This window comes from Sphingomonas sp., assembly GCF_036269755.1.
GTDB lineage: Bacteria > Pseudomonadota > Alphaproteobacteria > Sphingomonadales > Sphingomonadaceae > Sphingomonas.
Map to the genome: position 1 here is coordinate 314,156 of NZ_DATBDV010000004.1, position 13,897 is coordinate 328,052.

Sequence of the window (13,897 nt, forward strand, 5' to 3'; positions counted from 1 at the left end):
AAACATCGGGGCCTGCCCCAAGCAATAGAGGGAAGCGACGAATGAGCGATACTGCCGACCGGGTGAAGAAGATCGTGGTCGAGCACCTGGGCGTCGAAGCCAGCGCGGTGACGCCCGAGGCGAGCTTCATCGACGATCTCGGTGCCGACAGCCTCGACATCGTCGAGCTGGTGATGGCGTTCGAGGAGGAGTTCGGGGTCGAGATTCCGGACGACGCCGCGGAGAAGATCACCACCGTCAACGACGCGATCACCTATATCGACGCGAACCAGGGCTGAGCCCGTCCGTGGCGCGCGCCGCGGAAAACGAGTAACGAACGGCTCCCCGTCCCGGGTCATCCAGGGCGGGGGGCCGTTTCGCTTTGACGAACTTGATTGGAGAAGACGATGCGGCGCGTAGTCGTGACCGGCCTGGGCCTGGTGACCCCGCTCGGCGGGGATGTCGAGACGACCTGGAAGAACATCATCGCCGGCAAATCGGGCGCGGGCACGATCACGCGCTTCGACGCGACCGATTTCCAGAGCAACTATGCGTGCGAAGTGAAGCCGGCCGATCATGAATATGGCTTCGATCCCAACAAGCGCGTCGACCACAAGGTCCAGCGGCAGGTCGATCCGTTCATCGTCTATGGCATCGACGCCGCGGGTCAGGCGATCGAGGAGGCCGGCTTGCTCGACATGAGCGAGGAAGAGCGCTTTCGGGCGGGCTGTTCCATTGGGTCGGGAATCGGCGGACTGCCGGGAATTGAAAGCGAGTCGCTGGTGCTCGCGGAGAAGGGGCCGAAACGAGTCTCTCCGCATTTCGTCCATGGCCGGCTGATCAACCTCATCTCGGGGCAGGTCTCGATCAAATATGGCTTGATGGGTCCGAACCACGCGGTGGTCACCGCTTGCTCGACTGGCGCACATTCGATCGGCGACGCCGCCGCGATGATCGCGCGCGACGATGCCGATGTCATGCTCGCGGGCGGCTCGGAAGGGGCGATCTGCCCGATCGGGATCGCCGGCTTCGGCCAGGCACGCGCGCTGTCGACGGGGTTCCGCGACGAGCCGTGGCGTGCGAGCCGGCCCTGGGATCAGGATCGCGATGGTTTCGTGATGGGCGAGGGCGCGGGTGTCGTTGTGCTCGAGGAATATGAGCGTGCCAAGGCGCGCGGCGCGAAAATCTATGCCGAGGTGCTCGGATATGGCCTGTCCGGTGATGCCTATCACGTGACCGCGCCGCACCCCGAAGGATCGGGAGCGTTCCGGTCGATGGAGATGGCAGTCCGCAAGTCCGGGCTGAGTCTTGCCGATATCGATTACGTTAATGCGCACGGCACCTCGACCCCGCTCGGCGACGAGCTTGAACTCGGCGCGGTGCGGCGGCTGTTCGGCGACCATCTCGGCAGCATGTCGATGTCGTCGACCAAGTCGGCGATCGGGCATCTGCTTGGCGGCGCGGGCGCGGTCGAATCGATCTTCTGCATCCTCGCGATGCGCGACCAGATCGTGCCGCCGACACTCAACCTCGACAATCCGAGCGAGAATTGCGCGGGCGTCGACCTCGTCCCGCACACGGCGAAGAAGCGTGAGGTGCGCGCGGTGCTCAACAACTCTTTCGGCTTCGGCGGCACCAATGCCAGCCTGGTGATGAAGGCGATCTGACGCGCCATGCGCCGCTTCGGCTGTCTCGGGCTGGTCGCGGCGCTGGTGCTCATCGGCACCGCGTTCTGGGCGATCCACGATTGGCGCGGCGCAGGGCCGGCGGCGAAGGATATCACCATCGTCGTCGCGCCCGGCAGCAGCCTGGCCAAGGCGGCGGAGCGGTTGGAGGCGGCAGGCGCGATCCGCTCCGCAAGGCGCTTCACCTTATTCGCCAAGTTCTTAGGTAGCGGCGCCGGCATCAAGGCGGGCGAGTATCGCATCCTCGCGCATGTCAGCCAGGCGAGAATCCTGCAACTGCTCCAGACCGGCAAGACCATGCAGCGGCTGGTGACGATTCCCGAAGGCATGCCGTCGATCATGGCGCAGGAGCGGATTACGGCCGCGCCCGAGCTGACCGGGAGCATCGGGCGCCCGGAGGAAGGCTCGCTGCTGCCCGACAGCTACAGCTACGAAAGCGGCGCGACTCGGCGGTCGATCGTGGACCGCATGCAGCGCGCGATGACGGCCTACCTTGCCAAGGCCTGGGCTGCGCGCGATCCAGGATTGGCGGTCAAAACGCCCGAGGAAGCGCTGATCCTGGCCTCGATCGTCGAGAAGGAAACAGCGAAGGCAAGTGAGCGGACGACGGTCGCGGCGGTTTATTCGAACAGGTTGAAGCAGGGAATTCCTCTGGGTGCGGATCCAACTACGATCTATCCGATCACGCTCGGCAAGCCGCTCGGCCGTCGTATTCTGCGTTCGGAGCTTGAGGCGAAGAACGATTGGAACACCTATAAGATGACGGGCCTGCCGAAGACCCCCATTGCCAATCCCGGCCGCGCAAGCATCGACGCCGTGCTTCACCCGGCGCACAGCGCGGCACTCTATTTCGTTGCCGATGGAACGGGCGGCCACGTCTTCGCCAATACCTATGAGCAGCATCAGGCGAACGTCGCCAAATGGTACGCCATCCGCCGCGCGCGGGGGGAGATGTAAATTCTACGCTTGCCGCGAATATTGGCGCGCGAAGGCAGCGGCGGCGCCGTAGAGACCGGGCTGCGGATGCGTGATCAGCTTGACCGGAATGTCCGCCATCATCTGCCGGAACCGCCCCTTGGCGGTGAAGCGCTCCGCGAAGCCCGATCGCGCGAAATGGGCCTTGAGCTTGAGACCGAGCCCGCCCGCGAGGACGACCTCCTTCGCGCCCTGCATCAGCGCGAGGTCGCCGGCGAATGCACCCAGCGCGAGCACGAAACGGTCGAGCGCGGCGATCGCCAAGCTCTCCGATCCTTCGAATGCCAGTTGCCAGATCGCCTTGTCGTCAAGGTGGCGTACCGCCTTGCCCTCGATCTCGGCGAGCGTTTCGTAGATCGCGACAATCGCCGGCCCCGCGCAAACGCGCTCTGCCGAGACGCGCGTGAACGTCTTGCGCAGCCGCTTGAGCATCGCATCCTCGAACGAGTCCAGCGGAGCGAAATCGACGTGGCCGCCCTCGGTGGCAAGGACGTGGTAGGTTCCGCCCGCATGGAGCACCGCGGCGACGCCCAACCCGGTGCCGGGCCCGCAGATCGAGGTTACGCCATCGCGCGCGAGTGGCCGGTCGGGGCCGCAAATGTGGAGGAAGTCCGCGTCGGGCAATTGCGCGACCGCGTGCGCGATCGCACCGAAATCATTGACGATGACATAGGTGTCGGCGCCGAGCCGCTCGGGGATCAGCGCCGGGCGGACGATCCACGGATTGTTGGTCAGCTTGATGACCTCGCCTCCGACCGGCGAGGCGACCGCGATCGCCGCCGCCTTCGGCAACTGCCGCCCCAGCCGCCTGCCGAAATCCTGCCACGCAGTCTGCAGGCTGGCATGTTCGGCGGTATTCTGCGTGATCGCCTGGCCGAGCGACACCACCTTGCCGTCCGCCACCTCGGCGATCGCGAAGCGGGCGTGGGTGCCGCCGATGTCGACCGCGACGACTTCCATCCTCGCTATGGCGCCCAATGGATATCGACCGGCAGCTCGGTGTCCGCCAGCACGCGCCCAATCGGATAGGTCGATCCGGCGCCTTGTGCGATCGCATCCTCGATCACTTGGCGTTTGGCCGCACCCGTCACCGCGATAATCACCGCCGCCGACGACACGATCGCGGCTCGGCTCAACGTCACGCGCGGGACGGGGGCGTCGTTCGGCATCGGTTCGGGCATCACGCCGAGCGCGCGGCGTTCCTTGGGGCCGTTGAGCGCCTCGTCAAAGTCCGGACCGGGAAAGATCGAGGCGGTATGCCCATCGGCGCCGACGCCAAGCAAGCAAAGGTCGAGCGGCCAGTGCAGATCCTGCATCAAAGCGTCGGCCGATCGGCCAGCCGCTTTGTAATCGGGCGTCGCGGTGGGGACGATCGGCATTACCCGCGCACCCTTGGGCAGGAACGCCTTCGCCAGCGCAGTCACGTTCGACAGCGGATCGCCCAACGGGACAATACGCTCGTCGCCAGGGATGATCGTGACTCGCTTCCAGTCGAGCTTGGTCTCGCTCAATTTTGCGTAGATCGGAAGCGGCGTCTTGCCGCCCGCGAGCGCGATCACCGCGCCGCCGCGCGCGTCGATCGCGCTTTCGATGATGAACTGGACGTCGCCGGCGACGGCATCCGCCATCTCCTCTGCGTCGTCATACTCCCACCATTCGATCTCTTCGTTCATCGCCATTTCGTGTTCTCTCATTCGTCATGCCGAATGTGATCGGCAACCCGCTTCCCAACGCAGCAAGCGTGACCCCGGGTCAAGCCCGGGCACCGTGGTTAGTCGTCCTGCCAAGTCACGCCGTCGCGCTCGGTCAGCGCGATCGAGGTGGAGGGCCCCCAGCTGCCCGAAGCATAGCTCTTCGGCTTGGTGTCGTTCGCCGCCCAGCCCGCGCGAATTGCGTCGGTCCAGGTCCATTGCGCTTCAACCTCGTCGCGCCGCACGAACAAGGTCTGGTCGCCCTCGATCAGGTCGAGCAGCAGCCGCTCGTATGCAATGCGGCGGCGCGTGCCCGCGAATTCGGCGTCGAGGCTGAGGTTCAACGGCACCTCGCGCAGCTGTACGCCCTCGCGATCGAGTCCCGGCTCCTTCGCCATCACCAGCATTTGGATATATTCCTCGGGCTGGAGGCGGATCACCAAGGTGTTGGGCTGGAGCAGCCCGCCGCGGCCAGTGAACATCGAATGCGGCACCGGCTTGAACTGGATCGCGATCTCGCTGTGGCGCACCGCCATGCGCTTGCCGGTGCGCAGGTAGAACGGGACGCCCTGCCAGCGCCAATTCTCTATCTGTGCTTTGATTGCGACGAAGGTCTCGGTGTTCGATGGCTTGCCGAGCTCGTCGAGGTACGACTTGACGATCTTCCCGTCGACCGCACCCGGTCCATACTGGCCGGTCACGGTCAGATGCGGCACTTCCTCGGGGGTCATGATGTGCAAGCTGCGGAAGACTTTGGCCTTTTCGTCGCGGATCGCATCCTTGTCGTATCGCGCGGGCGGCTCCATTGCGATCAGCGCCAGGCATTGCAGGATGTGGTTGGTAACCATGTCGCGCAACGCGCCCGCGCCGTCATAATAACCCGCGCGATCCTCCAGCCCGACCGTTTCGGCGACGGTGATCTGGACGTTGTCGATGCCTTGGGCGTTCCACACCGGCTCGAAGAACGAATTGCCGAAGCGCAGCGCGAGGATGTTCTGGACGGTTTCCTTGCCGAGATAATGGTCGAACCGATAGATGCGGTCTTCCGGAAACACCGAGGCGACGGCGTCGTTGATCTCGCGACTCGAGGCGAGATCGTAGCCGAGCGGCTTTTCGAGACCGATGCGGACGTTGCCATGCGTGAACCCCGCTTTGTCGAGCCCCTTGATGGTCGGCTCGAACAGGCTCGGCGCGGTAGACAGGAAGATCGCCATGCCTTTCGACGTGTCGCCGAGCTCGTCGGCCAGCCGGGAGAAATGATCGGTCTTGGTCACGTCGAGCGTCTGGTAGTTGAGCCGCTTCAGGAACGCGGCGATCTTGTCCTTGTCCTTGCGATCGTCGGGCAGATATTGCTCAAGCGCGCCCTTGGCCAACTTGCGGAACGCGTCGTCGCTCATCGGCGTGCGCGCAGCCCCGGTGATCGTCATGTCCTCCGGCAGCAGCCCGTCCTCGTCGAGCCCATAGAGCGACGGCAGCAGCATGCGCTGCGCCAAGTCGCCGGTCGCGCCGAACAGCAACAATTTGTCGAGCGGCTGGCGCGTCTGCATGCGAAACTCCAAATCGTGAAAGCGTTAAGTCTAAAGGGTCAGCCCCGCGACCGGATCGAACCCGGCCATGATGTTGAGGTTCTGCACCGCTGCGCCCGCCGCGCCCTTGCCGAGATTGTCGAGCGTCGCGATCAGCCGCGCCTGACCAGTCTCGTCATTGCCGCAAACGCGCAACGTCAGGCGATCGGTTCCGGCGTCGTCCTCGATCCGCACGAATGGATCGTCGCCCGATGCCAGGTGGATCAGTGGCGAATCGCGATAGGCATCGCCTAGCGTCGTCTCGATCTGCGCGAGCGTCGGTTTGCGTGGGAGGGCGTGGAGCGGCAACGGCACCTCGACGATCATCCCGCGATAGGTGTCGACCACGCCCGGCTGAAAGATCGGAAAATGCTCGATCCGCGCGTGGCGGCGCATTTCCGCGACGTGCTTGTGCGCAAGCCCGAGCGCGTACAGCCGCCCGCGTGTCTTGGCCTCGCCGCTCTCGAACTCGGCGATCATGCTCTTGCCGCCGCCCGAATAGCCCGACAGCGCGTTGACGCTGAGCGGCCAGTCGACCGGGATATACCCCGCGCGGACGAGCGGGCGAACCAAGGCGAGGAAGCCGGTCGGGTAGCAGCCTGGGTTGCTGACTCGAACTGCGGAGGCGATTGCGGCCTGCTGCGCGGGCTCGAGCTCGGCGAATCCGTAGATCCATCCCTCGGCGACACGGTGCGCGGTCGATGCGTCGATCACGCGTGGCGTGTCGGAGCGGATCATCGCGACGGCTTCGCGCGCGGCTTCGTCGGGGAGACAGAGGATCACGAAATCGGCGTCGTTGAGTGCCTGTTCGCGCGCTGCCCGGTCCTTGCGGCGTGCTTCGTCCAGCACCACCAGCGAAACATCGGCGCGGCCGCTAAGCCGCTCGGCGATCTCCAGCCCCGTGGTGCCATGTCCCCCGTCGATGAAGACGCTGACGCTCACGCCAGCCGGTCCAGCGCGTCCCGAGCGACATAGCCAGCCAGTCGCCGATCGGGCGCCACGCCCCAGGCGACCTCACGCAGCACTTCAAGGCATTCGAAGGTTTCGCCTGCCTTCAACTCGGCCAGCGTTTCGGATTGGAGCGAGGACTGCGCGTGGAGCGAGACGCCGCGAGTCACGGTGCACGGCATCGGCGCGGCATAATGCGGGGCGAACACGTATTCGGCCAGGCGGACGTCGGCGAGATCGGGGCGAACGGCATTGTGGAGCGGATCGATCGCGATCGACTGTCCGGTCAGCGCGAAACTCTTACGCGGTGGCTCGACGGGCGCGGGACGACTCGCCTTCTCCCACAAATTGTCCGAATTCTTCAAGAAAACCTGCCCCTTCGGTCGTTCGCGCAACGAAGATATTGCGTTTATCGGTATCGTCGCGCTGGCGGCGCAGATAGCCGAGGCCGCCCAACCTGTTCAAGGCGCGCGTGACGACAGGCTTAGACACATTGAGCGCGCGCGCCAGCCCGCGGACGGTGTGCGGTCCCGGGCTGAGATAGACGACCATCAGCAGCGCCATCTGGCGGTTGGTCAAATCCGGCTCCCCCGACCGGACATAATCGACCAGCGTGTTCATCCATCGCGTGAGCGGCTGGGTGTTGAAGGTAGCGGCGACATTCATGGCCATGCTCGCATCGGCTTATTCAAAAAGGGCGGGATCGGTGCCGTAACAACGTGCGCGAGTGCTGCTTGGTTTCAGTCGTATGACGAAATGTCGCGTAAACCATGTTCACCGAGCGCTGGAATGCGGGGCCATCGCCGGTTGATCGGGCGCGCCCGCTCGCCTATGTGCCCGCTTTCGCCATTACAGGTCCGTTCCGTTCCATGCTGTTCAGCTTCCTGCTCGTCGTCCATTTCTTTATCGCGCTCGCGCTCGTCACGGTGATCCTGATGCAGCGGTCGGAGGGCGGTGGACTGACCGGCGGCGGCAGCCCGGCGGGGCTGATGTCGGCGCGTGGCGCTTCGGACTTCCTGACTCGATCGACCGCGATCCTGGCGACGGGCTTCGTATTGCTGTCGATCGCGCTGGCGGTGCTGGCGGCGACGCGGCACTCGACCTCGGTCGATACCTCGCTCAACCGCGCCGCTCCCGTCACCGCTCCCGCCGCGGGCCAGCCCGTTCCGAATACCGGTGGCGCGTTCGGTGGTGATGCCGCCAACGCGGCGGCGGGGATCGGCGGCAACCTGAACTTCCCTGGCACGCTGGCCCCGGGCGACAACGTCGCCGCGCCGCAGACCAACAAGGCCAAGCCGACCAAGTAATCTGAGCCGCTTGTCCGTCGCGTCGGCAGATTTTTGTCGGCGCGACGGATTCGCGCGCTTGCCGTTCGTGCCCAAATCAAGCTAGGCGTTTTCTCCCATGGCGCGGTTCATATTTATTACCGGCGGCGTGGTGTCCTCGCTTGGCAAGGGTTTGATGGCAGCCTCGCTGGCCGCCCTCCTGCAAGCACGCGGCTATCGCGTCCGCATCCGGAAGTTCGATCCGTATCTCAACGTCGATCCCGGCACGATGAGCCCGTATCAGCACGGTGAGGTCTACGTCACCGACGACGGCGCCGAGACCGACCTCGACCTCGGCCATTACGAGCGCTTCACTGGTGTCGTGGCGCGGCAATCCGATAACGTCACGAGCGGGCGGATCTACCAGCAGATCATCCAGCGCGAGCGGCGGGGTGACTATCTCGGCGCGACCGTTCAGGTCATCCCGCACGTCACCGACGCGATCAAGGCGTTCGCGCTGACCGAGACCGACGACCTCGACTTCGTGCTGTGCGAGATCGGGGGGACCGTCGGCGACATCGAATCGCTGCCGTTCATCGAAGCGATCCGCCAGATCCGCAACGATCTCGGCCGCGGAAATTCGGTCAGCGTACATGTAACGCTAGTGCCGTTCATCGCTGCCGCGGGCGAATTGAAGACCAAGCCGACCCAGCATTCGGTCCGCGAACTCGCGGCCCTCGGCGTCCAGCCCGACGTGTTGGTCTGCCGCTGCGAACAACCGCTCCCGGCGAGCGAGCGCGCCAAGATCGCGTTGTTCTGCAACGTCCCCAAGGAAGCGGTGATCCCCGCCCTCGACGCCAGGAGCATCTATGCGGTGCCCGAGCAGTACCACGGCGAGGGCCTCGACACCGCGGTGCTCACCGCATTCGGCATCGTGCCGGGGAGCGCGCCCGATCTGTCGCGTTGGACCGACATCACCGATCGCCTTACCAATCCCGAGGGCGAAGTGACGATCGGCGTGGTCGGCAAATATGTCGGGCTGCAGGACGCGTACAAGTCGCTCAACGAGGCGCTCGTGCACGGCGGTATCGCCAATCGCGTCAAGGTCAACGTCCGCTGGATCGACGCCGAACTGTTCGAGCACGCCGACAGCGACATCGCCGCCCAGCTGGAGCCGTGCCACGCGATCCTCGTCCCAGGCGCGTTCGGCGAGCGTGGCGCGGAGGGCAAGATCGCCAGCGTCAAGTTCGCGCGCGAGCGTCACGTGCCCTATTTCGGCATCTGCTTCGGGATGCAGATGGCGTGCATCGAGGGCGCACGGAACCTAGCGGGGATCGCCAAGGCGAGCTCGACGGAGTTCGGCCCGACCGACGAGCCGGTGGTCGGCATCATCACCGAATGGATGTCGGCCGAAGGCGTGCAGAAGCGCGAGGCGGGCGGAGATCTGGGCGGCACGATGCGGCTCGGCGCCTATCCGGCCAAGCTCGACGGCAACAGCGTCGTGTCTTCGATCTACAGCGCGACCGACATCAGCGAACGCCATCGCCACCGTTACGAGGTCAACACCGGCTATCGCGACGCTTTGGAGAACGGCGGACTGGTGTTCAGCGGCATGTCGCCCGACGGCATGCTCCCCGAGATCGTCGAGCGCCCCGACCATCCCTGGTTCGTCGGCGTTCAGTTCCACCCGGAACTCAAATCGAAGCCGTTCGACCCGCACCCCTTGTTCGCGAGCTTCATTGCGGCGGCGGTGCGGCAGAGCCGGCTGGTCTAGTTTTCCGTGGCGAAGCTGAAGGTGTTCCGCACGCCGATCGGCTTCCACGACGCCTATGTCGCCGCGCCGAGCCGTAAGGCGGCGCTGGAGGCGTGGGGCAGCGACAAGAATCTGTTCGCCCGCGGAATGGCCGAGGTTGTGACCGATCCCGCGCTGACCAAGGAGCCGCTCGCCGAACCTGGCAAGGTCATCAAGCGATCACGTGGCTCCGACGAGGAGCAACTCGCCGCGCTCGGACCGAGCAAAGGCGCCGGCGCCAAGAAAACCAAGCCTGCCAAACCTGCGGCGCCGCGGCCGAGCCGTGAACCGCTCGATGCGGCCGAGGCGGCTGCCGCCGAAGCGGAAAAGCGCCAACAGGCGGAACTCAGGAAACTGGACGCCGAAATCGCGGCGATCGAGAAGCGGCGCAGGGCCTTAGCCAAAGAGCATGAGGCGGAGACCGCCACGCTCGAAAAACAGCGTGCGACACGCGAGGCGAGCTACCGCCGTGCAATGGAGAAGTGGCGCGGCGAATGAGAAAGAAAAGGCGCCCGGGCCGTGGTGGCCCGGACGCCCTGTAGGCGCCTCCAAGGGAGCGGAAAAGCGCCGGACTCGTTACGCCGCCTGCGACTCCTCGGACGACGCGTTGTCGATCGCGGCGAGTGGGGCGCCGGTCTTAATCGCGATCGTCTGGGGCTTCAGCGCCTCGGGCACTTCGCGGACCAGGTCGATGGTCAACAGGCCATCGGTGAGCCGCGCGTCCTCGACGCGGATGAAGTCGGCGAGCTCGAAACGCCGCTCGAAGCTGCGCGTCGCGATGCCGAGGTGCAGGAACGCCGACTGGTCGCCGTCCTTGTCCTTCTTGCCCTTGACCGTCAGCAGGTTCTGCTGCGCGACGATCTCGATTTCGTCGCGGCGAAAACCCGCGACCGCGAGCGTGATGCGATACTGCTCCTCGCCGGTGCGCTCGAGGTTGAACGGCGGGTAATTGTCGCCGCCGCCATTCTGGCGAGCCGACGCTTCGAGCATGTCGAACAAGCGGTCGAAGCCGATCGTCGAGCGGCGATAGGGGGTAAGGTCGAACTGTCGCATGTGAATATCCTCCATTGAGCAATGTTCAGTCGACGCGACCCCGGATGGGCATCGCGCCACCGTATATCTGGGGCGGCTCGTCGCCCCTTCAAGGCCCCGATGCGGAGGAAATGTCGTGCGATTACAACGATGATAAAGTTTCGCTTTTAAGCGCGCGCAGCCGATCTTGCTTTTAATCCCAGCAATTGAATGGGGATTATGGCGTCCTTGCTGCACAGGGACCTAGACGATGTTCGCCACGATCCCATTCCTGCTTGCCACGGCTGCGCTCGGTCCCCTGGACCGCACCGATCCGCCGGCGCCGCCTGCCGCCGCCAACCCCGTGCCGCAAGCCGACCCTCAAGCGGCGCCACAGAGCGAGGGCGACATCATCGTCACCGCGCGGCGCCGCGACGAGCGCCTGCAGAACGTGCCGATCGCGGTGTCGGTGCTGTCCGGTGACACGATCTCGAACGCCGGCGCGTTCAACGTCAACCGGCTTCAGACCCTGCAGCCGTCGCTGCAATTCTATTCGAGCAACCCGCGCAACTCGGCGATCAATATTCGCGGGCTCGGCGCGCCGTTCGGGTTGACCAATGACGGGATCGAGCAGGGCGTCGGGCTCTATATCGACCAGGTCTATATCGGCCGCGTCGGCGCCTCGACCTTCGACTTCGTGGATGTCGAGCGAGTCGAGGTGCTGCGCGGGCCACAGGGCACGCTGTACGGCAAGAACACCACCGCCGGCGCGGTCAACATCACCACGCGAACGCCCAGCCTCTCTCCCGATGCCACCTTTGAGGCGAGCACCGGCAATTACGGGCTGCTCCAGCTCAAGGCCTCGGGCTCCGCACCGATCGCAGCGGACACGCTGGCGGTGCGCGTATCGACCTCGGTGACCAAGCGCGGCGGCACGATCTACGATATGGCGACCGGCAAAAACCTGCAGAAGCAGGACAATTTCAGCGTCCGCGGGCAATTGCTATGGCGCGCGGCGCCCAGCCTCGACCTGACGCTGTCGGCCGATTTCAGCCTGCAGAACCCCTATTGCTGCGTCCAATATTACGCGCGGGTCGGCACGACCCAGCGCCCGCTCAACCGTCAATACGCCGCGCTCGCGAACGCGTTCGGCTACGCGCCGCCGAGCACCGACCCGTTCGACCGCGTGACCGATCTCGACGCGACGATCAACTCCCGGCAGGAGGTCGGCGGCGTTTCGCTGGTCAGCAGCTGGGACGCGGGGTTCGCGACGATCACCTCGGTGACGGCGTGGCGCTATTGGGATTGGAAGCCCGCCAACGACCGTGATTTCGTCGGGCTGCCGATCACCACGGTCTCGCAGAATCCATCGCAACAGAAGCAATTCTCGCAGGAATTGCGGGTCGGGTCGAACGGCTCGGGCAAGCTCAACTACACACTGGGCGCATTCTTCTTCACCCAGAATATCGACACCCAGGGGTCGCAAGTGCAAGGGCCGGCGGCCAGCCGGTGGCTGCTCAACCCGACCAGCGCCAATGCCAACAATCCGCTGGTGCTCGACGGGCTCACCTCGACCAACAGCATCCATTTCAGCAACCAGAGCTTCGCCTTGTTCGGCAAGCTCAACTGGGCGGTGACGCCGCGCTTCCATGTCCAGCCCGGCCTCCGCGTCAATTACGATCGCAAGTCCGGGTTCTACGAGTCCGTCGTCAGCATCCGGAACGCGCGATACAATTTCGTCGCGACTGCCGACAATGTCGCAGCGTTGCTCGCCAGCGGCGCAGCCGTCGCCGACCAGCTCAACACGCTCGCCCCGCAACGCTACAGCCCCAGGTTCAGCGCGTGGAACCTGTCGGGCGACCTGACGCTGTCATACGATTTCAATCCCGACGTGCATCTTTTCGCGACCTATGCGCGCAGCTTCAAATCGGGCGGGATCAACCTGTCGGGACTGCCGCTCAATTCGACCAACACTGCCGTCGATCTGACCAAGGCGACGGTCGCGCCCGAAAAGGTCAATCATTTCGAGTTTGGATCGAAGACGCAATTCTTCAACCGGCGCGTGACGTTCAACCTTGCCGCGTTCTGGGATGACGTCCACGATTACCAGGCGACGGTGAACAACGGCCAGACCACGGTGATCCGCGGCTATCTCGCCAATGCCGGGCTGGTGCGCGTGCGAGGGATCGAGTTCGACTCCTCCTTCCGGCCGAACCAGCGGTTGAGCGTCTATTTCAACGGCGCCTTTACCGACGCCAGGTATGTCCGTTTCCGCAACGCGCCGTGTCCGCCCGAGCTGTCGGGCGGCAACCCCGCGCTCGATGGCGCGACGCCGGCGGCGGGAACGCCAGGCCTGAGCCCGCTCGTGTGCGATATCTCTGGCCAGATCCTGCCCGGCATCTCGAAATGGGCGTTCTCGTTCGGCGGCGAGTTCAACCAGCCGGTGGCAGGCGGTCAGGCCTATATCGGCTATGACGGCAGCTATCGCTCCAAATTCTCCTCCAACCCGTCGCGCTCGCTCTACACCGATATCGCGGGATACTCGTTATCGAACCTCCGCGCCGGGTTCCGCAAGGACAATTGGAACATCTACGGCTGGGTCCGCAACGTGTTCGACAAGGATTATTTCGAGCTGTTGAGCACGCAATCGGGCAGCACTGGGCTGATCGTCGGGCAGCCGGGGGATCCTCGGACATACGGGGTGACGTTGCGGGTTGGATTCTGATCGACGCGGATGTGGGCGACGGTCGGCAAAGCCGCCGTCGTTCGGGCGCATTGCACCCCGGCGGCCGGCTGGGGCGATGCTTCGCACCGTGGATTAGCCTTGGCTAATCCACTTCGCCCAACGCAAACGACCGGATCGTTTCCGACCCGGCCGCCTGCGTGACGATTGCTCGTCAGCCCCCTTGAAGCTCCCGCCCGCACGCCCCTATTGAGGCGGAGCTGGAAGCAATCCCCGAACCACGGCCATTGACCTGCGTTTCGA

Annotated in this window: 14 protein-coding genes; 7 read left to right on the top strand and 7 right to left on the bottom strand. The window is 64.9% G+C overall.

From position 1 onward, the window contains the following. The first annotated feature begins 41 nt into the window (after positions 1–41). The 3 genes from VH326_RS03885 to mltG all read left to right on the top strand — a co-directional run bounded on the left by VH326_RS03885 (position 42) and on the right by mltG (position 2,621). Positions 42–278 (top strand): acyl carrier protein, encoded by a 237-nt coding sequence (locus VH326_RS03885; RefSeq protein WP_329630479.1) that lies wholly within the window; start codon positions 42–44, stop codon positions 276–278. Between the two features lie 108 nt (positions 279–386). Next, positions 387–1,646 (top strand): beta-ketoacyl-ACP synthase II, encoded by a 1,260-nt coding sequence (fabF, locus tag VH326_RS03890; RefSeq protein WP_329630480.1) that lies wholly within the window; start codon positions 387–389, stop codon positions 1,644–1,646. 6 nt (positions 1,647–1,652) lie between these two features. Continuing rightward, on the top strand, positions 1,653–2,621 hold the full coding sequence (gene mltG, locus VH326_RS03895) for an endolytic transglycosylase MltG (protein WP_329630481.1): 969 nt from the start codon (positions 1,653–1,655) through the stop codon (positions 2,619–2,621). Positions 2,622–2,624: 3 nt separating this feature from the next. On the opposite strand, the gene glk is transcribed toward mltG, so the two are convergent. The 6 genes from glk to VH326_RS03925 form a co-directional block, all read right to left on the bottom strand. Further along, positions 2,625–3,599: a glucokinase gene (gene glk / locus VH326_RS03900; RefSeq protein ID WP_329630482.1), complete on the bottom strand. Its 975-nt coding sequence runs from the start codon at positions 3,597–3,599 to the stop codon at positions 2,625–2,627. A 5-nt stretch (positions 3,600–3,604) separates the two neighbouring features. Then, the gene (gene pgl / locus VH326_RS03905; RefSeq protein ID WP_329630786.1) at positions 3,605–4,312 is read right to left on the bottom strand and encodes a 6-phosphogluconolactonase; all 708 of its coding nucleotides are present in this window, start codon (positions 4,310–4,312) and stop codon (positions 3,605–3,607) included. Between the two features lie 98 nt (positions 4,313–4,410). Next, positions 4,411–5,877, bottom strand: coding sequence for a glucose-6-phosphate dehydrogenase (gene zwf, locus VH326_RS03910; protein WP_329630483.1), 1,467 nt, complete (start codon positions 5,875–5,877; stop codon positions 4,411–4,413). Between the two features lie 30 nt (positions 5,878–5,907). Beyond that, entirely contained in the window at positions 5,908–6,837 is a 930-nt protein-coding gene (gene argC / locus VH326_RS03915; protein ID WP_329630484.1) for an N-acetyl-gamma-glutamyl-phosphate reductase, read from the bottom strand. After that, positions 6,834–7,208 carry an SH3 domain-containing protein gene (locus tag VH326_RS03920; protein ID WP_329630485.1) on the bottom strand — a complete coding sequence of 125 codons (375 nt, stop codon included), beginning with the start codon at positions 7,206–7,208 and terminating at the stop codon, positions 6,834–6,836. Before VH326_RS03920 ends, argC begins: the two co-directional genes overlap by 4 nt. Continuing rightward, entirely contained in the window at positions 7,144–7,464 is a 321-nt protein-coding gene (locus VH326_RS03925; protein ID WP_329630787.1) for a MarR family transcriptional regulator, read from the bottom strand. The genes VH326_RS03920 and VH326_RS03925 overlap by 65 nt, the downstream gene beginning before the upstream one ends. Positions 7,465–7,715: 251 nt before the next feature. Here VH326_RS03925 and secG point away from each other — a divergent pair, with 251 nt between their 5' ends. The 3 genes from secG to VH326_RS03940 all read left to right on the top strand — a co-directional run bounded on the left by secG (position 7,716) and on the right by VH326_RS03940 (position 10,398). After that, on the top strand, positions 7,716–8,150 hold the full coding sequence (secG, locus tag VH326_RS03930) for a preprotein translocase subunit SecG (RefSeq protein WP_329630788.1): 435 nt from the start codon (positions 7,716–7,718) through the stop codon (positions 8,148–8,150). 97 nt (positions 8,151–8,247) lie between these two features. After that, the gene (locus VH326_RS03935) at positions 8,248–9,882 is read left to right on the top strand and encodes a CTP synthase (protein ID WP_329630486.1); all 1,635 of its coding nucleotides are present in this window, start codon (positions 8,248–8,250) and stop codon (positions 9,880–9,882) included. A 6-nt stretch (positions 9,883–9,888) separates the two neighbouring features. Continuing rightward, the gene (locus VH326_RS03940; RefSeq protein WP_329630487.1) at positions 9,889–10,398 is read left to right on the top strand and encodes a hypothetical protein; all 510 of its coding nucleotides are present in this window, start codon (positions 9,889–9,891) and stop codon (positions 10,396–10,398) included. Between the two features lie 78 nt (positions 10,399–10,476). Here VH326_RS03940 and VH326_RS03945 read toward each other — a convergent pair whose 3' ends face one another. Next, entirely contained in the window at positions 10,477–10,953 is a 477-nt protein-coding gene (locus VH326_RS03945) for an Hsp20 family protein (RefSeq protein ID WP_329630488.1), read from the bottom strand. A 229-nt stretch (positions 10,954–11,182) separates the two neighbouring features. On the opposite strand from VH326_RS03945, the gene VH326_RS03950 reads away from it, so the two are divergent. Further along, positions 11,183–13,636 (top strand): TonB-dependent receptor, encoded by a 2,454-nt coding sequence (locus VH326_RS03950; protein WP_329630489.1) that lies wholly within the window; start codon positions 11,183–11,185, stop codon positions 13,634–13,636. The last annotated feature ends 261 nt before the right edge of the window (positions 13,637–13,897 follow it).

Bases quoted from the DNA above. Each gene is read 5' to 3' on its own strand.
- VH326_RS03950 (WP_329630489.1), top strand. From the start codon at position 11,183: ATGTTCGCCACGATCCCATTCCTGCTTGCCACGGCTGCGCTCGGTCCC.
- VH326_RS03945 (WP_329630488.1), bottom strand. From the start codon at position 10,953: ATGCGACAGTTCGACCTTACCCCCTATCGCCGCTCGACGATCGGCTTC.
- mltG (WP_329630481.1), top strand. From the start codon at position 1,653: ATGCGCCGCTTCGGCTGTCTCGGGCTGGTCGCGGCGCTGGTGCTCATC.
- glk (WP_329630482.1), bottom strand. From the start codon at position 3,599: ATGGAAGTCGTCGCGGTCGACATCGGCGGCACCCACGCCCGCTTCGCG.
- VH326_RS03935 (WP_329630486.1), top strand. From the start codon at position 8,248: ATGGCGCGGTTCATATTTATTACCGGCGGCGTGGTGTCCTCGCTTGGC.
- pgl (WP_329630786.1), bottom strand. From the start codon at position 4,312: ATGAACGAAGAGATCGAATGGTGGGAGTATGACGACGCAGAGGAGATG.
- VH326_RS03885 (WP_329630479.1), top strand. From the start codon at position 42: ATGAGCGATACTGCCGACCGGGTGAAGAAGATCGTGGTCGAGCACCTG.
- zwf (WP_329630483.1), bottom strand. From the start codon at position 5,877: ATGCAGACGCGCCAGCCGCTCGACAAATTGTTGCTGTTCGGCGCGACC.
- VH326_RS03925 (WP_329630787.1), bottom strand. From the start codon at position 7,464: ATGAACACGCTGGTCGATTATGTCCGGTCGGGGGAGCCGGATTTGACC.
- fabF (WP_329630480.1), top strand. From the start codon at position 387: ATGCGGCGCGTAGTCGTGACCGGCCTGGGCCTGGTGACCCCGCTCGGC.